The organism is Lysinibacillus sp. NPDC048646 (genome assembly GCF_050272295.1).
In the GTDB taxonomy this organism is placed as follows: Bacteria; Bacillota; Bacilli; order Bacillales_A; family Planococcaceae; genus Lysinibacillus.
Map to the genome: position 1 here is coordinate 57,139 of NZ_JBNNLZ010000011.1, position 22,830 is coordinate 79,968.

The following is a 22,830-nucleotide window of genomic DNA, read 5'->3' on the forward strand; positions in this document are numbered from 1 at the left end:
GATAGATTTTTTATTCTGTGATATGAATAAATATCCAGTCGGCTATTTTCGGGAAATTGGATTTTAATACACAATATATACAAAGGAGTTTTTGAATATGAAGAACAAGTTATTCATACTTATGCTCGTTCTAGTCATTGGTGTCCTTGCTGCATGTGGTGCAAAAGATGATAAAGCAAGTGATGCAGGCTCAAACGCTGGTACAGGGACGGAAGAGAAACAAGTAATAAAAGTGGGTACATCTGCAGACTACGCACCATTTGAATATGTTGACGTTGCAAAAGGTGAAGAAATTATTGGTTTTGATATCGATTTAATTAAATTAGTCGGTGAAAAAATTGGTGTAGAAATGCAAGTACAAGATATGGATTTCAACAGCCTAGTACCAGCTTTACAAGCAGGTAAAATAGACGTTGTTATTTCTGGTATGACACCAAATGAAGACCGCGAAAAAGTTGTAGATTTCTCAGATAAATACAATGAAACAGAGCAAGTTATCGTTGTGAAAAAGGACAGCGGCATTAAAAAAGAAGCTGATTTAGCTGGCAAAAAAATCGGTGTGCAAACAGCTTCGATTCAAGAAACTTTAGGCAATGCAATTGCGGAAAAAGTAGATGTAGCAGTCGAAGGACGTACACGTATTCCTGAAATTATCCAAGATATGATGTCTAAACGTTTAGACGGTGCAATTTTAGAAGGTGGCGTAGCGAAAGGTTATCTGAAGACAAATGATAAATTAGCGGCGTTTCCAGTAGAAGAACAACCTGAAGACTTTAAAGCAATTGCTGTTCCAAAGGGAAGCGATCTGAAAGATAAAATTAACAAAGCATTAAAAGAGCTAGCTGAAGAAGGCAAAATTCAAGAGCTTGAAGAAAAATGGTTAGAAAAAGCTGAATAATTCAATTGAAATGCGATAGCTCTATTTTGGGCTATCGCTTGTGCTTTTCATTTTAACTAAATGCAGACCATCCACGTAAAGGTTTAATCGATCAAAAGAAAGGAGGGAACGCTGTGAATTTAGATTTTACAGCTATAATTCCCTCTATTCCTTATATATTAAAAGGAATAGGTGTTACACTTCAAATTACTATTGGTGCAACCATTATAGGTTTTATAGTAGGTATTTTATTAGCATTATGCAAAATTGGTAAGATTACAGCACTTCGTTGGTTTGCCGATATTTATACGTCTATTTTTCGTGGGACACCGCTTGTCCTGCAATTAATGATTATTTACTATGCAGTACCGCAATTATTAGATATTCAAATTGACCCTGTACCCACAGCAATTATTGCCTTTGGTTTAAACTCTTCAGCATATATTTCTGAAATTATTCGTGCTGGTATTAATGCGGTCGATAAAGGACAGCAGGAGGCTGCAATGGCGCTGGGTGTACCTTATACAAAGATGATGAAGGACATTATTATTCCTCAAGCACTGAAAAATATCTTACCTTCATTAATGAATGAATTTATAACCTTGAATAAAGAGTCAGCAGTTGTAACAGTTATTAGCGCTCTTGATATTATGCGTCGTGCCTATATTGTAGGTGGGGCAACATACCGCTATCTTGAGCCATTATTAGTGGCTGGTTTAATCTACTATTTAATGACGCTTGTTTTAACGTTCCTTGGTAAACGAATCGAGAAAGGAATGAGAAAAAGTGATTAAAATTGAAGATTTACACAAATCATATGGACAAAATGAAGTACTAAAAGGTATTTCAACAGGGATAAAAGAAAAGGAAGTTATCGCGATTATTGGTCCTTCGGGATCTGGTAAATCTACATTTCTTCGTTGTTTGAACCTATTAGAAGAGCCAACAAGCGGAACAATAACAATTGCTGGTGAGGTGTTAACTATTAAAGGAACAAATATAATGAAAGTGCGTGAAGAAGTCGGCATGGTATTTCAGCATTTTCATCTCTTCCCGCATAAAACAGTGCTTGAAAATTTAACATACGCACCCATTAACGTTAAAGGTATGGATAAGGCGACAGCAACAAAAAAAGCCGAAGATTTACTGACGCAGGTTGGCCTTTTTGAAAAGCGTAACGAATATCCAAGCCGTCTATCTGGTGGTCAAAAGCAACGTGTTGCGATTGCCAGAGCACTTGCAATGAATCCAAAGGTAATGTTATTTGATGAGCCAACTTCAGCCCTTGACCCAGAGATGGTCAAAGAGGTATTAGCTGTGATGAAAAACTTAGCAGATACAGGAATGACGATGCTAATCGTCACACATGAAATGGGCTTTGCACGTGAAGTTGCTGACCGTATTTTATTCCTTGATGGTGGTAAGCTGATTGAGGATGCATCACCTGAAGAGTTTTTCTCGGCACCATCAACACAACGTGCAAAAGATTTCTTAGAAAAAGTACTTTAAATCAATTTCGCCGTTATTCCCTATAGAGGTAGAATTCTCTAAGGCGAATGAAAATAAAACGCATTTAGATTTGCTTTTATAAGAGCAGCTAAATGCGTTTTTATGTTTTAGAAATTATTTATATGTTGTTCAGTCTGCACAGTAGGAATAACAAATTGTTCTTTTAATGCTTCAAGCGTAAATAGCTCCTCTATATGGAGTGTGCCAGATGAATACTCCTTTTCTAGCAATTTCTGAGCAACTGTTGCGGCTATTTTAGCTGTAATGAAGGATTCATCATTTTCAGCAAAGGTTAACGATGCAGCCATTTTTTTATGTTGCTTAATTCCTGTAGCCTCAATTTTAATAACACATATAGGAGAACCAATCTTCAACTTTTGCATGAGAGATGCCACTATATTTTTTAGCCATTTCCACTTTAAAAATATGGAAAGGCGACTTTTTTGTAAAAAGGAGACAAGTAGATTGAGCCATTCAACATCAAAGCCCATCCTAGTAATGATAGGACTTGTAGGGAAATGTTTAGATAGTGTATGTTGATCAGAAAAATTAAATTGATATAAGCTACGATTCCCTATATTTACAAAATTTACGACACGCTTATTTGTAAAATTAGTAACTTTTTGCGTGTCTTTTTGATAAGCAATCGTGTAGCTGTTATTCAATTGATTTAAAATCCAATGAATAGCCGCTGTGCCATGAGAATCGCCTGCCCCGAGTAAAATAGAAATATGAAGTTTTTCTAGCGAGGAGAATTGTTGTGCCACATGCATCGCCATTAAATTTGTTAGCCCCGGAGCTAAACCGACACTAAGTATTGCAGTTGTGTTGTATTTAACAGCGATAGGATTTAGTAATTCTAACTTTTGTAAAAAGGAATAGCTTGCAGAAATATCAATATACTGAATCCCTTCATGAAGACAGAGTTCCGCGAATTGGGTGTTTTCTTGCTCTAGACACATGATGACAAGGGCTACGTTGGCTAATTGTTGACCATTGATTGTATTCGTGACATCAAGTTGAATAGGAGTAGCCAAGTTATTTTGCTGTGCACAAAATTGTTTAGCTTTTTCTATGTCTCTGCCAGCAATCCATACTCGATTTGGATACTTTCGGAGTAGCAATTTCGCAATTTTACCACCGACTTCACCATAGCCACCTACAATTAATATATTTTCTTTCAGCATTTAAAAACCTCTTTAGCCTCTTCTTTAGTAGCAATTAAAGCATCAATCATATGTGATTTAAAATAAGGAATAACTGTTGTAAAACCCACCTCTTGTAGTAAATCAACCAGTGTTTCAAATTTAATGGGATGGGTAGTCATGCCAAATGATTGCTCAAAACGTTGCCAATCATTTTGAGAAATGCCATTTTGGAGCATTGAACTTTGCCAATGGCGTAGCTGGTGTTTAAAAGTAAGCGCTGTTAAATCAGCATTAATAGATGAAACGAATAAAACAGCACCGTCCTTTAAACTGTCTGCGATTTTTTTTAGCAAAGCTTTCTTTACATGAAGGTCTTCAATAAAATGTAACACTAAATGACAGGTAGCTATGTCGAATGGTTCATCCATCTTAAGCGAACGTAAGTCTGTTGCATGCCACTCTACATCGAGTGGAACATGAAGTTGACCAATTTGTTGTTCGGCTAGTTGCAACATGGGGCTTGAAGTATCAACAGCAGTAAATTTAGTAGCAGGAAATGTTCTTCCAAGTGTTAAAAGCTCCTGTCCCCCCCCTGCACCGACAATGAGCATACGATCCGTACATGGATGATTATGAAGCATATTTGTCATTAAATCATAGATAAGGTCGTAGCCTATAATTTTTTGGCGAATGGTTTGTTGATATGTGTAAACAGTTGGATTTTGCCAACGCTGTAATGGTTCTTTCATAAAAAGGGCCCCCTAAAAAATTTTATTTCACAGCACTTGTAATGAACTGTATTTCTTCGTGCTGTACTCTTGTACAATATAATTAAGAACTATTCTCAATTATAATTTGTTATTCAAAATGTACTATCCCATAAATCTGGGGGGCATTGAAAATTTATCTGCATTAAAGGATATAGCGCAGTGTCTCCTAGGGTAAGTTCAAGCGGTAAGGCGACTCTGTACCAAGCGAATGGTTGAGTGCTAAATGTTGAATTTTTAATGGCGATCATAAGAAATTTAATTTTTGGATGTATTGGAGAAGGGGTATAAGTCGATGAAAGATATACAGTATTGGCGTAGAAAATCGAAACAATGTTTACAGGAAAGTCAGAGTTCATTTATATACCGACAATCGATGATTAAAATACTTCAACAGCATGTAAGCTTTGATGTATATTGTTGTACATTAACAGATGCCTCTACGCTTTTTTCAGTCGGTGCAGTAACAGAGCATTCAGTAGAGGCTATTCATCATAAAATAATGTCATTAGAGTATGAATCAACGGATGTAAATAATTATGAGTTTTTGGTACAGAGTGGTCAGCTAATAGGTAGATTGAGTGACGCCGACAATAGACATTTATCGCAAAGTTTACGATTTAGAGAGGTACTTCAACCAAATGGTTTTAGTGATGAAATAAGAGCTGCACTGACATTTCAAGGGCAATGCTATGGATTTTTAACGCTCTTTAAAAAGGCTAATAATGAGACACCATTGTTCCAAGATGACGAGTTGGCACAAGTAACAATGCTGATTCCAGTAATGGGGGAGGCATTAAAGGCGTATTATCATTTTATTATTGAGGAGCGGATTCCTTCTGAAGAAGGAGAAAAAGGCATTATTATTTTTGGCAAGAAATTAACGGTTATTTCTATTAATGCCAAGGCTTCATATTTGCTTACCCTCTTAAGAAATCATGAAGGATTATCACAATATCAAATACCTAAACCTATACAAGCGATTTGTGCTAAGCTCTTGGCCGACAAATTGAATGCTCATACGTCTTTACTCGTACCAATTAAAGATACAGGTTATATTGCGATTCGTGCATCCTATGTAGTAACAAGTAGCAATGAACAGCAAATAGCGATATTTCTAAATGAAGCATCTTCAAAAGAGATGTTAGCTTTTTTAATTACAGCCAATAATCTTACATCAAGAGAAAAAGAGGTTGTATTTGAAATTATTAAAGGCATTCCAACAAAAGAGATTGCACAGAACCTTGCTATTTCAAATTACACCGTACAAGATCATTTGAAAATTATTTTTCAAAAAGTAGATGTTTCAAACCGCAATGAATTAATATGGAAAATATTTTCGAGATTTCAATTAGATGATTAAATAGAAATTAAATCCGTAATTCTATTTTGTTGATATATATTGACTATGCAAATGGACAGGTTGGTGTTGTGGCGTTGAAACAATTGGTGATATTAATCAGAAAAGCTAGAAGAAATGGCACAGCAACTGAAAAAACTATTCGGGGATGGAGTCTAACTTTTTTCTAAGATTACTTATATGTCCTTTTAATGCTTGAGTTTGTCCAATACTTCTCTTCTTCCCAAATCAATTTGTAAAGCTCAGAGGGGTGAAAGGTGTGCTCAGGATGTTGCGCAAGGGAAAATAGGATTTGAAACTCCATATCCTCGACCAATTGTATGCGTAGAGAAGAGTGTCGTGACTTCAGTGGTGAGAGGTTCAAATAAATGTACCTTACAATAATCCGAACGAGGCTATATATAATTGATAATGTGAAAGACATTTTTTTAATGAATATATGCCAAGTGGTATTCATTACTATACTGGGATTTTATGGCAGCTATAAGATAAAGTGTGCTGTGCATTAGGTCCATAGAAATGTTGAGAAGACTACTCAAAGTTACTACCTGGGTTAGTCTTTTTCGCAATCTAGTAGATTTTCGGAGTATGTACTTACAATCAGGTTGTTTTTTGCTTATAATGGTAGATGCAGAAGATTTTCTGAATAAGTAGCCATGAAGTGAGCGATTGCGATTGAAAAAATTATTATACGTAGGTTTTTTTCTAGTCTTTATAGTCATTTTTTTGTACGTAAACAATCACTGGCTGGTTGTAAGTGAGCATGTATTCGAATCAGAGAAGGTACCAGAAAGCTTTGATGGGCTACGTATTGTGCAAGTATCAGACCTACATGATGCACTCTTTGGCGACAATCAAAAGAGGCTGATAGCCAAGGTTAAAGCGACGCAGCCAGACATCATTTTTATTACGGGTGATGTCATAGATAGCAATCGCTTTGATTTGGAGCAGAGCTTGCAGGCAGTTCGAGGACTAGTTGAATTAGCGGATGTTTATTATGTACTAGGAAACCATGAAGTAGCGACGAATAAGATTAGTGAAATTTATGAGGCGCTGTCATCGGTAGGTGTACATGTGATGGCCAACGAATCGACCGTATTAGAGCGCAACGGGGAGCGCCTGGCGATTGTTGGGATTGAAGATCCGTTAATGGGTAGATCGACAGAGGAAATGCTGGAGATTGCGACAACTTATGTACCGCAAGATATGCTAAAGCTGTTACTTGCCCATCGACCTGAAGTGTTTAATGTATATGTAGCAAGTGGTATCGACTTAGCATTCACTGGGCATGCACATGGTGGACAAGTACGTATCCCAGGACTTGGTGGACTTGTTGCGCCTGGTCAGGGCATGCTCCCGAAATATACAGCCGGTGTTTACGAGGGACAGGAGACTAAAATGGTTGTGAGTCGGGGGTTAGGTAATAGCACTGTTCCATATCGGATATTTAATTTACCCGAAATTGTCGTCATAGAATTAAAGTCAAAGAAGAGGTAGTCTCAAGGATGAGACTACCTCTTTTTCTTATTGAACAGCTTCTTCTATTTGCTTACGTTCCAAACGTTTAACGAGGAAAATACTTATTTCATATAAAATAATCATTGGAATTAAAACGAGTAGCTGGCTAATAAAATCAGGGGGAGTAATGACAGCAGAGCCCACACCCATTGCGATATAGGACCAGCCTCGTATTTTTTTCATGGAATCAGCAGTTAATAGGCCAATAGATGATAAAAAAATTGCGACAATAGGCAATTCAAATAATAGTCCAAGTGGTACTGTTGTCATTATTAAAAATTGCATATATTCACTCGCTGATACCATGACATTGAAATTAGCTGCACCAATGCTTACTAAAAAAGTATAGCTGAGTGGATTAACGACAAAATAGCCGAACGCAACACCTAATACGAAAAGTAAAAACATAACAGGTGCATACAAACCAAGAAATCGACTTTCCTCTTCTTTTAAACCTGGCTTAACAAAGCTCCAAAGAAAGTGAACGAAAAATGGCATGGACAGCCCAAGTGCCAGTGTTGTGGAAATTGTCATATAAAATTTAACGACCTCAAGTGGACCTAAAATAATGAGTGAGTGTCCACGAGTTACGTATGGAAACCAAAAATTTATTGTCGAAAACACGACAATAAAAAATAGTATAAATACAACGAGCGCTTTGATGATTTGCTTACGTAGTTCGGTGATATGCGCAAGCAAAGAGTCCACAGGAATAAGAGGCTTATTCATAACGATACCCTGTTCAGTGTCAATTGGTGGAATTTCAATAGAAGGCTCCACAGATACGAGAGGCTCGTCTTGTTCTTTATCAAGCGGACTTAAATATTTTCTTTCTTCATATGGATCCATAGGAACACCTCCTACGAAACGTCAGATTTTTTTTCTACCTTTTTTGTTGGTTCATCGTCGTCATCCATTAAGCCCTTTGTTGACTTTTTAAATTCGGCGAAAGTTTTACCAACTGCACCACCAATTTCAGGTAGTTTTTTCGGTCCAAAAACGATTAACACAATAACCAAAATAATGATTAATCCAGGAACACCAATTGCACCAAGACCTCCCATATTTTATGCCTCCTCTTAAATGGTAAAGTATTGAAACGACTGCGCGGAAACGCATAGGATTTTCAACATAGCCCTCGTCTAATAGCAAGGATTATGTTTTTCTTAAACTAAAGACCCACCAGATTTGCTGTAATTAATAATTCCCTCTGCACAGCGATAGGCTAGCGCGCCTAAAGTGCCTGTTGGATTATAGCCACTATTATGTGGGAAGTTTCCGGCACTAACGGCGAAAAGATTTTCTACGCCCCAATGTTGAAGATAGTTATTGACAACGCCATTTTCCGGCGTAGAGCTCATAACGGTTCCCCCTGTATTATGGGTTGTTTGATACGGTACAATATTGTAATCCGTAATCTCTGCACTCGGGACAATTGTTTTAGCGCCCATTTCTTTCATAATGTCAGCCGCACGTGCTGAGATGAATTTATGAAGTGCACGGTCCTGATCAGTAAAGTTGTATGTTAATTGCATTAATGGCAAACCATAAGCATCCTTGTATACCGTATCAAGTGACATATAGTTTTCTTTATGTGGCATAGAAGCACCTTGCGCACCAATACCAAATGAACGTGTATAGTAGTGGATCGATTGTTTTTTAAACTCAGGTCCCCATGTTGGTGTATCAGGAGGAGTTGGGTTTGAGCCGATAGGACGGGTACCAGTTTGTGTTAACGCAATATTTCCACCATGTATGAAGTCTAATTCACTATGATCGAAGTTATCACCGTTATAATCGTCTACGGTCATACCAAGTGAGCCTGCGCCCATAAATGTGTTGTATTGCTCATCAAAGAATCCTGCAGCCCCTGGTAAAATTTGATAGCAGTAGTTTCGCCCAAGTGTTCCTTTCCCTGTTGCTGGATCATAGGGCTGTCCAATGTTGGAAATCATTAATAGTTTGGCATTATTAAAGACATAGCTTGTTAAGACAACAACATTAGCAGGTTGAATAAATTCTTCACCAGATATTGTATCGATATATTTGACACCAGTTACTTTGTTCCCTTGCTTTAAAATTTCAACAACATTGGAATTAAAGCGTAGGTCGAAGTTTCCTGTTTTTAAAGCAGTAGGTACAACCGTAATTTCTGCTGAAGATTTTGCGCCATACTCACAACCGAAACGCTCACAGAATCCGCAATATTGACAGGCGTTAATCGTTTCACCATCAGGGTTTTTATAGACTTCTGATACGTTAGCAGAAGGAACCATATAAGGTGATAATTTTAGATTTTTTGCTGCTTTTTCAAATTGCTCTAGCATCGGCGTCATTTTCATAGGAGGTGTTGGAAAAGGATTAGCTCTTTTGCCAGCAAAAGGATTCTTATCTTCCCCTGAAATGCCGGCTGTTTTTTCGAATTTATCGAAATAGGGCTCCAGCTGATCATAGGTTAATGCCCAATCCTGTAGTAAATAATCGGGTCCTAATTTATTGGGACCATAGCGTTCGTCGGTCAGTGTTTTAATCTGAAAATCATACGGTAGAAAACGATAAGACATACCGTTCCAGTGCGTCCCAGATCCTCCCAGACCCTCTCCAAGTAAAAAGGAACCAAGCTGACGCATTGGTAAAGCCCTCATTTTGCTGTTATTACGGAAGGATACAGTTTCCTTCGAAAGATTTTGCATTAGGTCATATCGAATTGCATAACGATACTCATCGTGGACATTCAAGTAATCTTCAGTTCCACGCTTTTGCCCACGTTCCAAACCTACAACCTTTAAGCCAGCTTTTGAACACTCCGCAGCGACAATGCCTCCAGTCCACCCTACACCGACTGTTACAACGTCTACACTTGGTAATGTTGTTACCATCTGTAAAACCCCCTAGTGGTTGCCTAATGGATTAGGCTCAATTTTTTGGAACTTCGCATCTTCAATTTGTGTAATAAAAGCCATCTGATGCCCAGGGAAGCTCTTCATACGCCAGCCATCCATATTTCGGTTCCCACCATACATCGGATCAGCGTAAGCGCCCTCTAATGTAGCCGCTCGTAGTAAGGCAAAGAAGAATGCCGATGTGACACCGCTCATCTGAACTTCGCCTTTCTGGAAGGCAGTTAAAATTTCGTCCATTTGCTTACCATCTAAATCGTTAAAGCTTTTTTTGAACCGATTTTGTGCTTCGGCCTCTATTTTTTGAATACCTTGCTTGAAGATTTCTGCACGCGTTAAGCGACTTTGATAGCCCTGTGTTGGTGCACCTTCACCGAATGGGCCATGCATATATTCCTTGGAATTACTGCCATATTGTCCGGCCAATTGATGATCTATAAAATAGGGTACGTCTAAGCCAATCGCACCTGGACCTAAATCATCTTCTGGAAATATGTGTTCAGTCGCTTTAGATAAAACACTAAAATCTCGTTCGTTCATGAAAAACATTTTAGCTTTAGGTGATCCAGTGGCTTCATTTGTAGTTCCATTACCATGATCTAAAGTGGAAGTCCCTTTGCCATTCATGTTATAGCCTACAAGCCCACCTATTAATCCACCACCGACTAATGTACCAGCAGCAATTCCAGTAGTTTTTAAAAAGTCACGACGTGAAACGTTATTGTCAGTACTCATATAAATCCTCCCCTCAAAAATATATAGATTATGTTCTACCATTTATAATCAGCAAAAAAAGTAAATTATAATCAATTGCACATGGGAAAAGTTTTAATTTTATCCAGTAAAAGAAAACCAATTTTAAGTACAATTACGGGGGAGATAGAAAACTGCTGTATCACGGTTATATTGGGGGGTTAAATATTTAAATTTTATTATAATAAGGCTCCAAAATATTTAATTCCTTGGTATTATTTGGGTTGTTATCAGAAGATGATTGTAAAAAAATATAATAATTATAAATAAAAGGTGGATAAGAGGAATATTAAATTAGAAATTAAAGAGGTATCCAAGCGTTTGCATAGTGTCGCTAATAATAAAGAATTAGTTACTGGTATATCTGCATCTATAGCCAGTAACAAGTGAATTTATTTTTTGGTATTTTACCTTTTTTAGTAATGTTAAAGTATAAGGGTATAGATAACTTTATATATGATTTAGTGGTCTCTAATCGAAATAGTATCTCTGTAGATTAATGAGATGACCTATCATGTGAGCTCCAAAAAAAGGGGATTAGTCTATTGAACATATACTTTACTATTTTATTAGCTGTACTTTTATTATTCATAGGTTCTAAGCTATTGGTTTTTTATGAAAAAGAAGGATATGAACAAAACAAAAAATGACATTATTAAATTTATGGTAAAGAACCCTGAAATGTGGTCAAAGTCAGTAATCTAAAATGATAATGAAATAATTAACTACAACAAAGATAAAATTATACCTTTAGCAAGTACTGCGGAAATTTTATACGCTATTGCCTTTACTAATGCCGTACGTAATAAATTGCTGATAATAGTCGTGCCGTTTATGAAGTAAGTAAAATTTCATTTATACATTTCCAAACATTTTGATTTTACATAACAATTGAATTAAGCAGTAACAACAAGGACGAAATCCCTTATTAGAAAATTTACTTCTCTTTATTTAGGAAGTTGCGAAGGAAAGCTTTGGTGTTGCGTGCGCAACGACCATTGTTGCTTTATTCTTTTTTGGAAAATGCATATATTTTGAGGTGAAAGATTAATGACTATTGGAGAAGCAATTCGCTCAAGGCGAATAAAATTAGGACTCACTCAACAACAACTAGCAGACGAAATTTTTGTTACAAGACAGACAATTTCCAAGTGGGAATTAGGAAAAAGTGTGCCTGATCCAATTTCTTTAGAGCTGTTAGATAAAGTCCTGAATTTAACAGAAGTATTCAATAAAAATATAAAGAAAGGAGCAAATAAAAATATGCGAATAATTACTAACTTTATCTATGTGGTCTTATTCGGAGTTTTATTTTTACCTTTTAGAGTTTTATGGGTTCAAACAAAGCAGAACTGGAAAAAACCTTTATTTAGATTTTTGATCATACCACTTGTCGGCATTTTATATTTATTTTACTTACACTCGCTAAAAGATGCTGTATTTTATTTGTTTGTTGCTTTTTCTGTAAGTATATATTTTATTACAGCTCGCTATTTCCAAGAAGAAGAGGTGTAATATAGTGGCGAAAAAAATTGATTACAAAAACTCTGCAGTAGCAAGTTATCTTTTTATTGGATGGATATTTTTAATAATTGGATTAGACAATAATTTTGCAATTTTTTTAATCGGAGCTTTGTTCGTTTTTCTAGGAATTGAGGAATATAATAAAAATAAAACATAATTATCTAAAATATGGAGCGATAAAAAAGCCTACTCATTCGAGTGGATACATGAATTTGTATAGTCTCATAAATAACCCCTAGATTTTTTATCTAGGGGTTATTTTCCCGTATGAACGGCCAGAAAGGCGCCCATCTTAAGTGGAAAGATGAGAACGAGTTAACTAGATGGGCAATTAACTGACCGTAAAAGCCCGATTGGTTCAACGTACAATCAGTGGGCGATGAAGAACCCCCCACTAATTGAAGTTTCACTTTGTTTTTTTAATTTTCAACGTTTCCAAAAATTACTAAGCCCCTGTCCCTGATCGAACATCACAGTGAAAAAGAAAATCACCCTGTTCATTATTCTTCAAATAATGGCTTCTTGCATGGCAGTGAGTAATTGTTCAGTAGCAATGATACATTCACCACCACCTTGGACCATTTGCTCACTACCGCCGCCTTTTCCATTAATAAGTGGAAGTACATGTGCGGCGATGTCCTTCATGCTTGTTTCTACGTGTGCGCCACGAGCTGCCACAAACTGTAGCTTGTCTTCATTTTGGGAGACAAGTAATGCAGTGACATCTGAACGCTCAGCTACGATAAAACGTGCTAATTTTTGAAGTTCTTGTACAGTGCGTTGACTAAATGAGGCAGTAATAATGAGGTCGTTATTAGAAGCCAATGCTTTCGCTTCAAAGCTCAGTAATTCCTCTTTTGCCGCCACAAGTGCCTTTTCAGTAGTCTTTTGTGTTGCTAGTATTTTTGTGAGCGCGTTCGCTGCGTCAACTTCAGGAACGCTCAGTTGCCGCGCAACATCGGCTAGTACTGCCTTTCGCATTGCCAGCTCAGCTAATACACGTTGCCCGCAGACAAAGGAGACACGCACATTGCCCTTCATTTTTTCTGTGCCAAGAATTTTAATAGCGCTGACTTGACCGGTAGAGCGTGGATGCGTACCACCACAGCCGTTGTAATCATAATCAGGAATAATAACAAGGCGAATATCTCCTGTGACTGCTACCTCTTTTCGTAAGTTGTAATCTACAAGTTCATACTCCGTAATCCATTTCGTCTCAATTGGGCGATTTTCTAAAATAATTTCATTTGCTCTCGCTTCAGCCGCAACAAGCTGTTCATCTGTCAGAATGTCGGCGACAATATCGATTGTTACTTGCTCACTTCCTAAGTGAAAGCTTACCGTTTGCGCATCAAATAATTCTACAAATGCTGCAGTTAAAATATGTTGACCAGCGTGCTGCTGCATATGGTCGAAGCGTCGTTGCCAATTCAATTTGCCATGAACTTCTCCAGTTAAAGTTGAAGCTTCATACTCAATATAATGTCGGATTTCATCGTTAATTTTTTCAACATCAACGACCGGAATATTATTTAAGGTGCCAGTATCATGTGGTTGACCACCACCTGTAGGATAAAAAGCAGTATTTGACAGCACAACGTATTGGCGGCCGTCTTCCTCCGTGCCTGTCCGTGCAATTGTTGCGTCAAAGTCGCGTAGCATCGCATCTTGATAATATAGTAGCTCTTTCACTGTAAAAAGCCTCCTTTATGTAAGTCATATAGTGTAAATTAATGAGCAGAAAACCCCTCATTTCATGGCTTGAGCGCGCATGAAGCCCTTTGATTCAATGAGCCATCAGGGGCTAAGCTTAGCCTGCTAATGGGCGTTTCACCTTATTGTGGCATAATTGCTTTAGGGTGTATACGGGTTTTCTAGTTGACCCATGCTGAAATTGATTTATTATATAAAAGAACAGGTAAAGATAAAGGAGCTAGCGCAAATGAATATTACACAATTTTCAATGGAAGAAATTTTAGATCCGACGAATATTATTGAAGGTAAACGCTTTGAGTTCATTTTAGATGTAGAGATTGATGAAGAAGATGAACTGTACCATGAAGCAGGCATCGAGATTCGTGTACTAATTGGGGAAAAAGATAGTGAGCCGTTTATATTAAATTATTTCCTCATGGAAAAAGCCAAGGGCGAGTATTTAGACTTCGCACTGGAAGACGAAGAGTTAGAAGAAATTTTAGCGTTCTGTAAGGAAGAAATCACAAAAGCATAAGTACAATATGGCAGCAGGTAATGGAAAACGAAGGTTTATCATTATCTGCCTTTTAATTCTTCCTAAAGTAGTTGTTTGATTTCTTCGACTAAGCAAACGTGTTTAGTGTATGGCATAAGCTTGAACTTGCTGTATTCCTCTGAATTTAAAAGGGGGACAGTTTGTTTTCAATTTAAGAATTTTTTAAGTTTGATGACATATTATCGTTGTAATTATAGGTTAAGCTTGATGTGGAGAAGTTAAACGGAGAGAACTGAAAGGTTATTGAGTTCTCTTTTAAACAAAAGAGGTGCTATTATGTCAACTTATACAAATTCCATTTTAGTGGCAATGTTGATAACCATACTATTGTCATTTGTATTATTTGTGCCATGGCTCATTTATACATATCGTAAATATAGTTTTTTGTCAGTATCGAAAACAATCATTATGTTCTCATTTATTTTTTATTTTTTAACGGCCTTATGCTTAGTGTTGTTACCATTTCCGGAAACACGTGATACATGCTCATTACAGCCAGCAGACACAGTACATTATAATTTGCGCCCATTTCAATTTATTGCAGATATTATGAAAGATAGTGGTATTGTGCTGACAAGTCCCGCAACATGGCTCTATTTGACTAAACAACCAGCATTTTTTCAGGCATTCTTTAACTTTTTATTGCTGATGCCATTTGGTGTATACTTACGCTATTTTTTAAAAAATCGCAGGTACTGGAAACGTGCATTTATGTTCAGCTTTTTGTTAACATTGTTTTATGAGACAACACAAGTAACAGGTATTTATGGCATCTTTAATTGTGCATATCGAATTTTTGATGTGGATGATTTATTGCTTAATAGTATAGGTGCACTGATTGGCTTCTTGTTAGCGCCAATAGTGTGGGCTTTGTTTCCATCACAGGAGGCAGTCGAGGCAAAGGCTGCAGAAGTAGCAAAAAAAGATATCGTCAAGCCTCTGTCTATTCTATTAGCACTTGTTATAGATATATTTATTGTAAACATGGTATGGCTCCTAGTAGGTGCTGTAACTGGCTATAGCGATATACTCGAATTTGTCGTAAAAATCGTTTTATATATTCTTCTATTTGGTGTCGTACCGAGCATCTCGCGTGGTGCAACATTTGGGATGAGGGTTATGCGCTTTACGATGACAAGCGATAAAACGAAAAATATCACCGTGCAGTCATGGCGCCGTTGTGTGGCCATTCTAGCGACAATCACTGTTTTTGAGATTCTTCATATACTAGGCCAAATTAAGTTAGATATGGATTCACCATTTTATGTACTGCAAATTGTCTTAACAATCTTAGCATTTACAGCAGCATTCTTATTATGGCTAGTTATCGCCATACATGTTGTGCGTGTGATTGTGAGCGGCGGTAAACGCCGACTGTATATGGACGAATATGCAAACTTAGTAGCGACGAGAAAAAAATAAGGGGGCTTGTACGATGAAATACGTAATTATCGGGGGAGATGCGGCTGGAATGTCAGCTGCAATGGAAATTTATAGAAATGTACCGGGGGCAGAGATTACCTCCTTAGAACGTGGATTTATATACTCATATGGACAATGCGGATTGCCTTATGTTGTAGATGGTCGTATTTCATCGACAAAACGTCTTATTGCTAGAGATGTGGAGACTTTTCGTGATAAGTATGGCATTGATGCTCGAGTTGGCCATGAGGTGGAACGGATCGACGTAGATAAGCAGCTTGTTTTGGGTACACAAGCATCCGGAGAGCCGTTCGAAATAGCATACGATAAGCTTCTCATCGCAACGGGAGCGGACCCTACGATGCCTGTGAAAAAAGGAGCGGATTTAACAGGTGTACACACAGTTAAAACCATTCCACAATTAGAGGATTTACTGTCGGATTTAACACCTGATATTGAACAGGTGACAATCATGGGTGGTGGCTATATTGGACTTGAGATGGCAGAAACCATACATGCTTGTGGTAAAAAAGTAAGGCTTATTCAACGTGGCAGTCATGTTACGAAAATCTTAGATGCAGAGCTAGCGCAGCATATCCATGATGAAGCAAAAAAGCAGGACATTGAACTTTTGCTAAATACAACGGTGCAGGCATTTGAGGGGAATGGGCGAGTAGAGCGTGTTATTACAGAGAATGGGGCGCTAGATACTGATTTGGTGATTGTTGCAACTGGTATTAAACCAAATACGCAATTTTTAGAGGGGACAGGAATTGTACTTGCTAAAAATGGCGCAGTTATCGTCAATCGCCATCTAGAAACTTCTGTTGAAAATATATATGCCGCAGGTGATTGTGCGACGCATTTCAACATTGTTAAGGAACGCTTGGATTATATACCACTAGGAACGACCGCGAATAAGCAGGGGCGACTAGCAGGCTTGAATATGGCTGGGAAGTTTGCGCCATTCCGTGGCATTGTTGGTACATCTATTATGAAGTTCTTCAATTTATCAGTAGGTACAACTGGTATTAATGAACATATGGCAAAAGAACTTGGCTTTGAATATGAAGCATTTAAATTATCAGCGCGTCATATCGCTGGCTATTATCCGGGAGCTCAACGGTTGTATATTAAAATTGTTGTACGGAAGCGAGATCAACAGCTACTGGGTGCACAAATTGTGGGACCAGCTGGAGTCGATAAACGTATCGATGTCTTTGCAACAGCGTTATACAACAAAATGACCTTACCTGATTTACTAGATTTAGATTTAGCGTACGCGCCACCATACAATGGAGTCTGGGATCCACTACAGCAGGCTGCAAGAATGAATGGGCGTTTGTAGTTAACTTGGCGCGTTATAAGGGTATAAGATATGACGGATCCATACACAATTTTGTGTATGGATCTTTTTTTAGTGTTCTCGGAAAGTTAGGCGATAAAATTCTAAAATGTCCCGATAACTTGTGTTTGATTTAAGGTTGATGTAAGCTTACGACAATTTTGATGTAAGTTTGGGGTTGTATACTGTAGTCAGAAGGAAGAGGTGAGCGTATATGACGCCATTATTAAAAGTAGAAAATGTAGGGAAAAGATATGGCAAGGGCGCGAATACTTTTACGGCGCTATCGAATATAACATTTCAAGTAGAAAAAGGTGAGTTTGTTGGGGTAATGGGGCCTTCGGGTGCCGGAAAATCCACTTTGCTCAATGTGTTAGCGACGATTGATACGCCAACGACAGGTGAGATTGTCATTGGTAATGTAAGTTTAGCACGCATGAAAGATACCGAGCTCGCAGATTTTCGTCGAGACAATTTGGGATTTATCTTCCAAGATTATAATTTGCTCGATTCTTTGACGGTTCGTGAAAATATAGTTTTACCACTAGCCATTGCGAAGGTACCAACCAAGGAAATAAACGACAGAGTAGACCGTATAGCAGCGTTGTTTGGCATTCGCGATTTACTCGATAAATATCCGTACCAAATTTCCGGTGGTCAAAAACAACGTACAGCATCATCTCGTGCACTAGTAACGGAGCCGAAGCTGATCTTTGCTGACGAGCCAACAGGAGCGTTGGATTCAAAATCGGCGACAGATTTATTAGAAAGTTTAAGTGATTTAAATCAATCGCAGGCTTCCACAATTATGATGGTTACACATGATGCGTTTGCGGCAAGTTTCTGCCAACGTATTTTATTCATCCAGGATGGGCAGCTTTCTAAGGAAATTCATCGTGGTACACAAACAAGAAAGCAGTTTTTCCAAGAGATTTTACAGGTGCTTTCTAGCATCGGAGGTGGAGTAAATGACGTTATTTAGCTTAGCTCGCAAAAATGTACAGCGCAATTTGTCAAATTACTTTTTATATATTGCCTCGATGGTATTTAGTATCATGATTTACTTCACATTTGTGACATTAAAATATAATGAAGATATTTCTTCCGTAACAGGAATGTCGCAGCAAATTAAAGGGCTGATGAGTGCATCATCGGTTGTACTATTATTCTTTATTGTCATTTTTATTGCTTATTCGAATTCGTTTTTTATGAAGAAGCGAAAAAAAGAGGTGGCACTGTATTCGCTACTAGGTGTCCGTAAACAAAAAATTGGCTTAATGCTCTTTTTTGAGAACTTAGTTATCGGATTGGTGTCACTCGTACTAGGCATTGTCATCGGATTCTTTATGTCGAAAGTGCTACTCACAATCTTAGTACGCCTCATGGGCTACGAGGTGGTAGCGAATTTAACGTTTTCGTCAGAAGCCATATTAAATACGGCAGGGATTTTTGCAGTGTTGTTCTTATTCACATCATTACAGGGTTACCGAGTAATTTATCAGTTTAAGCTCATTGATTTATTCCATGCAGAAAAGCAGGGAGAGAAAATTCCTCGTGCATCATTAGTAGCGGCTATACTTGGGACAGCGCTCATTGCATTTGGCTATTATACAGCGGCTTCTGATATTTTCACGAGTCCAATTTGGCATTTATTCACAATACTTGGGACACCGCTTTTGGTCATTGGTGTGACAATTGCTGGGACATACTTACTGTTCCATAGTGTCAGTGTATTTGTACTTACAGCGTTGAAAAAGGCGACATCCTGGTCTTGGAAGGGCTTGAATTTAATTGGTGTATCGCAATTATTGTATCGCATTCGAGCAAATGCGAAATCGCTGTCTATCATTGCAATTTTAAGTGCAACAACCATTACAGCAGGTGGTGGCGTTTTTGGGATGTATTACAATACAGAGGCGTCAGTACGCCAAATGCTGCCTAATACATTTATGTGGAAGGGCGAGCCTGTAGAATTTTCTCAAAAGAATGTGTTGTATAATGAATCGCTTACTGCGAAAAGTTTACGTGTTGATAATGAATTAGCGTATTTTGAATATACATTATTGAAGGAATCTGATTACAATCGTTTGGCAAATTTGCAGGGGAAAGACAGTAAGTTTCACATTGCAGATGGTTCAACAATCTTACTAGATGCTAGTTATGATGAACGCTTTTCACATGATTTTACAGGTGAAAATTTTAAGTTGAAAAACGGTGACGCATTCCATGTCGATGATATGTATACAGATAGTGTGTTAAACTTTATTGCAGCTGGTACGGTTCTTGTCGTCAATGACAAGGAGTTTGCGGCAGCAAATGCAGACGAGGTCTTGATGCAGGTAGTGGGTATGGAAAATGACTTGAAGCAACAGAGCGTGTCGCAGGAAATCTACGAACAGCTTTCAAAAGAGCAACAAGAGGGGTTCTCAAGCGTACCCCAAAGCTACAAAGATAGTATAGCTACAGTCGGATCCCTACTATTTGTAGGAAGCTTTTTAGGGCTGGTATTTCTAGCGGCTACTGGAAGCATCATTTACTTTAAAATATTAACGGAAGCGGAAGAAGATCAGGCGAAATATGCAATTTTAAATAAAATTGGTGTTAACAGCAAGCAAATTTTGAAGACGGTAGCAGGTCAGGTCGCTGTGATATTTGGCGCACCACTCGTTGTGGGCATTGTGCATAGTTCGTTTGCGCTGATCGCCTTTTCGAAGTTATTTAATATGGATATGGCAAAACCAGTTATGCTATGGATGATCGCATATTCAGCAATTTATGGTTTATATTATATCTTTACAGTACGATCATTTTATAAAATTGTGAGACAGGAGGCCGAATAAAATGAAGAAGGTTTTCTTTGGTATTGGAGCATTGTTTATATTGTTCGTGGCAGGTCTAATCGTGCTCATGACAGTAGACTTTAACCGTTTAAATAAAGACACATATTATGTGCATATTACTTCTGATGGTGAAGTAGAGGAATATAAGGCGGGTGACGGACAGATTTTAGAGTCGTATTGGTACGAGCTTCCAGCCTTTAATGACAAGGGCGACGAAACGACACTGAAGTTTTCTGCACAAAAAAATTTACGTCATGATGCCTATTTAAAGCTTTATGTGAAAAAAGAAAACGTAGTTACATCATATGATGAAGTACAGTTTGAGGATATGCCTGCAAAGGTACAAAAACATTTGAAATAAAAACGAGCAAAGAGGTGTCTCAGCAAATATGCTGAGGCACCTCCTTTTGTGTGAATATTAAGCGTGTCAGCAATATCTAAGCTCTGTGCATAGGCAAAGCATCGACAAATATTTTTTACTGCGTTTTGGCCTCTTGGAAAGTTTCTTTTAATTGAATGCTAACCGTTGTCCCTTGTTGCTCTTCGGAAGTAATGGTCACGGACCCTCCATGGGCTTCTATAATATCTCGAGCAATGGCAGTACCAAGTCCCGTGCCGTGTGTTAGTTCGGTATTTGTACCACGGTAGTAGCGCTCAAAAATATGGGGTAGATCTTCAGCGGAAATACCATGGCCATCGTCAGAAATTGTAATTGAATGCTCTTCGACAAGGACATGTACATTTACATCCTGGGGATTGTGGAGCAATGCATTGTGTAAAAAATTCATGACAGCACGGCGCATAAAGTGAATGTCAATACTATGCTGGATTAGGTTAGTGTTGGCATCAAAATCAATATTAGCTTGCTCATATTGAGGCATATTGAGTGTATCGATAACGATTTCGCGTATAAAATGAACTATGTTGACCTCGGTAAATGACAGTGGTAATTGCTGATGCCTTAGTCGCATCGTTAAGTTTAAATCGTCAAGTAAATCTTGCATATGCAATGACTGTTTTTCGATAATACGTGTATATTCGGTCTGTTCGTTTGGCGTTAGGCCCCCATCATTTAGTAGCTCTGCATAACCCCTAATAGAAGCGAGTGGCGTTTTCATATCGTGTGAGACATTACTAATCCACTCCTCCCGCATTATTTCCAATCGTTTACGCTCCTGCTCATATGCAGCTAGCTCGCTCGACACCTCATTTAAATTTTCAAATACAGGCTGATAGATACCCTTCGGCATTTTTATGGGTAAATGCTTGTGATTTTTTAAATGTTGAATGCGTTCAATCATTGCGTAAAGAGGCTTGGTCAAAGCGCGGCCGAATAGCCAACCTACAAGAGTCGCCACAAGTAAATCAGCGAAGACAATTAGTAGACCGTATTTCCCGATAAGTTTTAAAGTCGACTCGCCAGACAGGTGGGCGACATACCTTGAAACGCCACTACCTTTAATTCCAATTAAATAGTTGATATCATTTTCACTTTTACTTCCTACATAAACGGTTGTATCAACATCGAATTCCTTATATTTGTAAACTTGAATTAAATCGACAGGCGCATAATGAGAAAGGGCATTCTCAGGGGCGAAATGTGAATTAATGACCTGCCCATTTGGATCAAGCAATTGAATCCATGCATTCCGTTGATGTAATTGCTGTAGCCCTTCATCGCTGATAGTACCACTCTCATCAATGTACTGCTCAAATGCTCGGACAAAGGCCTCTTCTGTACTAGCGGTAGTACTATTAAAATGGCTTACCTGCTGATAAATAAGGAGTCCAATAAGAATTGCGGTATTCACGAAAATAACGATGATGACAATAGATATCACAGAAAATAAAAAGCGTGCCGTAAGCCGCCACTTCATGTCTGTGCCTCTTTCGGAACCATGAATTTATAACCGAGTCCTTTGACAGTCGTAATGAAAACAGGCTTCGATGCATCGATTTCAATCTTCTCGCGGAGACGTCGAATGTGCACCATGACCGTGTTGTCAGAGCCAAAGAAATCCTCACCCCATACACGTTCAAAAAGCGTTTCTTTACTTAAAATGCGATTTGGATTGTGCATAAAGCAGGCCATTAAACCAATCTCTTTAGCAGTTAGTTCCAATAATGTGCCGTCCTTATGTACCTCGGTTTCATCACCATTTAGCAGAAAAGGTCCAACCTGTAAGGCTTCCGATGTATTGGTCGGCGGTGCTTCCTGTGTTTGATAGCCTGCTCGGCGTAGCTGTGCCTTCACACGGTAGGCTACCTCTTTTGGGCTAAAGGGCTTTGTAATATAATCATCACCACCAATAGCAAGACCTAAGATTTTATCTATTTCCTCTGTTTTAGCCGACATGAAAAGCACAGGTACATGTGATACTTCTCGAATACGTCGACATAAATCGTATCCTTCACCGTCTGGTAGCATCACATCAAGTAGCACGATATTTGGGGAATTCTGATGAAAGCTCGTCCAGGCTTCGGTAATTGAGCCAGCTGTATGGATATGTTTGAAGCCTTCTTTTTGAAGACTAGCCTTTAGTAAATTTGCTAAGTCAGCTTCGTCGTCCACCACTAAAATAATTGGTTCCTGCATGATTTCACACGCCCTTTCAA

The 22,830-nt window shown here is 38.2% G+C and carries 22 protein-coding genes; 13 read left to right on the forward strand and 9 right to left on the reverse strand.

The genetic code is table 11. The annotated features are described in order from the left end of the window. The first annotated feature begins 97 nt into the window (after positions 1-97). From ACQKII_RS13405 to ACQKII_RS13415, 3 genes are all read left to right on the forward strand, one after another. Complete coding sequence (locus tag ACQKII_RS13405) at positions 98-898, forward strand: transporter substrate-binding domain-containing protein (protein ID WP_427459968.1); 801 nt, start codon at positions 98-100, stop codon at positions 896-898. A 113-nt stretch (positions 899-1,011) separates the two neighbouring features. Next, positions 1,012-1,671 carry an amino acid ABC transporter permease gene (locus ACQKII_RS13410; protein WP_143996539.1) on the forward strand — a complete coding sequence of 220 codons (660 nt, stop codon included), beginning with the start codon at positions 1,012-1,014 and terminating at the stop codon, positions 1,669-1,671. Beyond that, positions 1,664-2,386, forward strand: a complete 723-nt coding sequence (locus ACQKII_RS13415; protein ID WP_427459969.1) for an amino acid ABC transporter ATP-binding protein — start codon at positions 1,664-1,666, stop codon at positions 2,384-2,386. Before ACQKII_RS13410 ends, ACQKII_RS13415 begins: the two co-directional genes overlap by 8 nt. A gap of 107 nt (positions 2,387-2,493) precedes the next feature. Here ACQKII_RS13415 and ACQKII_RS13420 read toward each other — a convergent pair whose 3' ends face one another. Beyond that, on the reverse strand, positions 2,494-3,573 hold the full coding sequence (locus ACQKII_RS13420) for a saccharopine dehydrogenase NADP-binding domain-containing protein (protein WP_427459970.1): 1,080 nt from the start codon (positions 3,571-3,573) through the stop codon (positions 2,494-2,496). Continuing rightward, positions 3,567-4,283: a class I SAM-dependent methyltransferase gene (locus ACQKII_RS13425; RefSeq protein ID WP_427459971.1), complete on the reverse strand. Its 717-nt coding sequence runs from the start codon at positions 4,281-4,283 to the stop codon at positions 3,567-3,569. Before ACQKII_RS13425 ends, ACQKII_RS13420 begins: the two co-directional genes overlap by 7 nt. Before the next feature lie 313 nt (positions 4,284-4,596). On the opposite strand from ACQKII_RS13425, the gene ACQKII_RS13430 reads away from it, so the two are divergent. Then, positions 4,597-5,664, forward strand: coding sequence for a helix-turn-helix transcriptional regulator (locus ACQKII_RS13430; protein WP_427459972.1), 1,068 nt, complete (start codon positions 4,597-4,599; stop codon positions 5,662-5,664). A gap of 672 nt (positions 5,665-6,336) precedes the next feature. Beyond that, positions 6,337-7,158 (forward strand): metallophosphoesterase, encoded by an 822-nt coding sequence (locus tag ACQKII_RS13435; RefSeq protein WP_427459973.1) that lies wholly within the window; start codon positions 6,337-6,339, stop codon positions 7,156-7,158. Between the two features lie 27 nt (positions 7,159-7,185). Here the strand turns inward: ACQKII_RS13435 and tatC are convergent, their stop codons facing one another. The 4 genes from tatC to ACQKII_RS13455 all read right to left on the reverse strand — a co-directional run bounded on the left by tatC (position 7,186) and on the right by ACQKII_RS13455 (position 10,814). Further along, positions 7,186-8,028, reverse strand: a complete 843-nt coding sequence (gene tatC, locus ACQKII_RS13440; RefSeq protein WP_427459975.1) for a twin-arginine translocase subunit TatC — start codon at positions 8,026-8,028, stop codon at positions 7,186-7,188. 11 nt (positions 8,029-8,039) lie between these two features. Continuing rightward, positions 8,040-8,243, reverse strand: a complete 204-nt coding sequence (tatA, locus tag ACQKII_RS13445) for a twin-arginine translocase TatA/TatE family subunit (RefSeq protein ID WP_143996532.1) — start codon at positions 8,241-8,243, stop codon at positions 8,040-8,042. A gap of 102 nt (positions 8,244-8,345) precedes the next feature. Continuing rightward, positions 8,346-10,058: a GMC family oxidoreductase gene (locus ACQKII_RS13450; RefSeq protein ID WP_427459977.1), complete on the reverse strand. Its 1,713-nt coding sequence runs from the start codon at positions 10,056-10,058 to the stop codon at positions 8,346-8,348. A gap of 12 nt (positions 10,059-10,070) precedes the next feature. Further along, on the reverse strand, positions 10,071-10,814 hold the full coding sequence (locus tag ACQKII_RS13455) for a gluconate 2-dehydrogenase subunit 3 family protein (RefSeq protein ID WP_427459979.1): 744 nt from the start codon (positions 10,812-10,814) through the stop codon (positions 10,071-10,073). A 1,068-nt stretch (positions 10,815-11,882) separates the two neighbouring features. On the opposite strand from ACQKII_RS13455, the gene ACQKII_RS13460 reads away from it, so the two are divergent. Both ACQKII_RS13460 and ACQKII_RS13465 read left to right on the forward strand, forming a co-directional pair. Continuing rightward, positions 11,883-12,347, forward strand: coding sequence for a helix-turn-helix domain-containing protein (locus ACQKII_RS13460; protein ID WP_427459981.1), 465 nt, complete (start codon positions 11,883-11,885; stop codon positions 12,345-12,347). Positions 12,348-12,351: 4 nt separating this feature from the next. Continuing rightward, positions 12,352-12,513, forward strand: coding sequence for a hypothetical protein (locus tag ACQKII_RS13465; protein WP_427459983.1), 162 nt, complete (start codon positions 12,352-12,354; stop codon positions 12,511-12,513). A gap of 350 nt (positions 12,514-12,863) precedes the next feature. Here ACQKII_RS13465 and ACQKII_RS13470 read toward each other — a convergent pair whose 3' ends face one another. After that, complete coding sequence (locus ACQKII_RS13470) at positions 12,864-14,048, reverse strand: alanyl-tRNA editing protein (RefSeq protein WP_427459985.1); 1,185 nt, start codon at positions 14,046-14,048, stop codon at positions 12,864-12,866. Positions 14,049-14,298: 250 nt separating this feature from the next. Between ACQKII_RS13470 and ACQKII_RS13475 the strand changes: the two genes are divergently transcribed. The 6 genes from ACQKII_RS13475 to ACQKII_RS13500 all read left to right on the forward strand — a co-directional run bounded on the left by ACQKII_RS13475 (position 14,299) and on the right by ACQKII_RS13500 (position 20,575). Continuing rightward, positions 14,299-14,586: a DUF6509 family protein gene (locus ACQKII_RS13475; protein WP_427459987.1), complete on the forward strand. Its 288-nt coding sequence runs from the start codon at positions 14,299-14,301 to the stop codon at positions 14,584-14,586. A 297-nt stretch (positions 14,587-14,883) separates the two neighbouring features. Next, a complete protein-coding gene (locus tag ACQKII_RS13480) occupies positions 14,884-16,029 on the forward strand; it encodes a VanZ family protein (RefSeq protein ID WP_427459989.1) in 1,146 nt (381 codons plus the stop codon). Between the two features lie 13 nt (positions 16,030-16,042). Beyond that, entirely contained in the window at positions 16,043-17,377 is a 1,335-nt protein-coding gene (locus ACQKII_RS13485) for an FAD-dependent oxidoreductase (RefSeq protein ID WP_427459991.1), read from the forward strand. 211 nt (positions 17,378-17,588) lie between these two features. Beyond that, positions 17,589-18,356 carry an ABC transporter ATP-binding protein gene (locus ACQKII_RS13490; RefSeq protein ID WP_427459993.1) on the forward strand — a complete coding sequence of 256 codons (768 nt, stop codon included), beginning with the start codon at positions 17,589-17,591 and terminating at the stop codon, positions 18,354-18,356. After that, on the forward strand, positions 18,343-20,214 hold the full coding sequence (locus ACQKII_RS13495; RefSeq protein WP_427459995.1) for an FtsX-like permease family protein: 1,872 nt from the start codon (positions 18,343-18,345) through the stop codon (positions 20,212-20,214). The genes ACQKII_RS13490 and ACQKII_RS13495 overlap by 14 nt, the downstream gene beginning before the upstream one ends. 1 nt (position 20,215) lies before the next feature. Beyond that, positions 20,216-20,575: a YxeA family protein gene (locus ACQKII_RS13500; protein ID WP_143996523.1), complete on the forward strand. Its 360-nt coding sequence runs from the start codon at positions 20,216-20,218 to the stop codon at positions 20,573-20,575. Between the two features lie 115 nt (positions 20,576-20,690). On the opposite strand, the gene ACQKII_RS13505 is transcribed toward ACQKII_RS13500, so the two are convergent. Both ACQKII_RS13505 and ACQKII_RS13510 read right to left on the reverse strand, forming a co-directional pair. Beyond that, positions 20,691-22,091, reverse strand: a complete 1,401-nt coding sequence (locus ACQKII_RS13505) for a sensor histidine kinase (protein ID WP_427459997.1) — start codon at positions 22,089-22,091, stop codon at positions 20,691-20,693. Next, the gene (locus ACQKII_RS13510) at positions 22,088-22,810 is read right to left on the reverse strand and encodes a response regulator transcription factor (RefSeq protein WP_427459999.1); all 723 of its coding nucleotides are present in this window, start codon (positions 22,808-22,810) and stop codon (positions 22,088-22,090) included. Before ACQKII_RS13510 ends, ACQKII_RS13505 begins: the two co-directional genes overlap by 4 nt. Between the last annotated feature and the right edge of the window lie 20 nt (positions 22,811-22,830).

What these genes read in the sequence shown, in the direction of transcription:
- ACQKII_RS13405 (WP_427459968.1), top strand. Translation starts at nt 98, where the DNA reads ATGAAGAACAAGTTATTCATACTTATGCTCGTTCTAGTCATTGGTGTC.
- ACQKII_RS13420 (WP_427459970.1), bottom strand. Translation starts at nt 3,573, where the DNA reads ATGCTGAAAGAAAATATATTAATTGTAGGTGGCTATGGTGAAGTCGGT.
- ACQKII_RS13425 (WP_427459971.1), bottom strand. Translation starts at nt 4,283, where the DNA reads ATGAAAGAACCATTACAGCGTTGGCAAAATCCAACTGTTTACACATAT.
- ACQKII_RS13430 (WP_427459972.1), top strand. Translation starts at nt 4,597, where the DNA reads ATGAAAGATATACAGTATTGGCGTAGAAAATCGAAACAATGTTTACAG.
- tatC (WP_427459975.1), bottom strand. Translation starts at nt 8,028, where the DNA reads ATGGATCCATATGAAGAAAGAAAATATTTAAGTCCGCTTGATAAAGAA.
- tatA (WP_143996532.1), bottom strand. Translation starts at nt 8,243, where the DNA reads ATGGGAGGTCTTGGTGCAATTGGTGTTCCTGGATTAATCATTATTTTG.
- ACQKII_RS13450 (WP_427459977.1), bottom strand. Translation starts at nt 10,058, where the DNA reads ATGGTAACAACATTACCAAGTGTAGACGTTGTAACAGTCGGTGTAGGG.
- ACQKII_RS13455 (WP_427459979.1), bottom strand. Translation starts at nt 10,814, where the DNA reads ATGAGTACTGACAATAACGTTTCACGTCGTGACTTTTTAAAAACTACT.
- ACQKII_RS13460 (WP_427459981.1), top strand. Translation starts at nt 11,883, where the DNA reads ATGACTATTGGAGAAGCAATTCGCTCAAGGCGAATAAAATTAGGACTC.
- ACQKII_RS13475 (WP_427459987.1), top strand. Translation starts at nt 14,299, where the DNA reads ATGAATATTACACAATTTTCAATGGAAGAAATTTTAGATCCGACGAAT.
- ACQKII_RS13480 (WP_427459989.1), top strand. Translation starts at nt 14,884, where the DNA reads ATGTCAACTTATACAAATTCCATTTTAGTGGCAATGTTGATAACCATA.
- ACQKII_RS13485 (WP_427459991.1), top strand. Translation starts at nt 16,043, where the DNA reads ATGAAATACGTAATTATCGGGGGAGATGCGGCTGGAATGTCAGCTGCA.
- ACQKII_RS13490 (WP_427459993.1), top strand. Translation starts at nt 17,589, where the DNA reads ATGACGCCATTATTAAAAGTAGAAAATGTAGGGAAAAGATATGGCAAG.
- ACQKII_RS13495 (WP_427459995.1), top strand. Translation starts at nt 18,343, where the DNA reads ATGACGTTATTTAGCTTAGCTCGCAAAAATGTACAGCGCAATTTGTCA.
- ACQKII_RS13500 (WP_143996523.1), top strand. Translation starts at nt 20,216, where the DNA reads ATGAAGAAGGTTTTCTTTGGTATTGGAGCATTGTTTATATTGTTCGTG.
- ACQKII_RS13505 (WP_427459997.1), bottom strand. Translation starts at nt 22,091, where the DNA reads ATGAAGTGGCGGCTTACGGCACGCTTTTTATTTTCTGTGATATCTATT.
- ACQKII_RS13510 (WP_427459999.1), bottom strand. Translation starts at nt 22,810, where the DNA reads ATGCAGGAACCAATTATTTTAGTGGTGGACGACGAAGCTGACTTAGCA.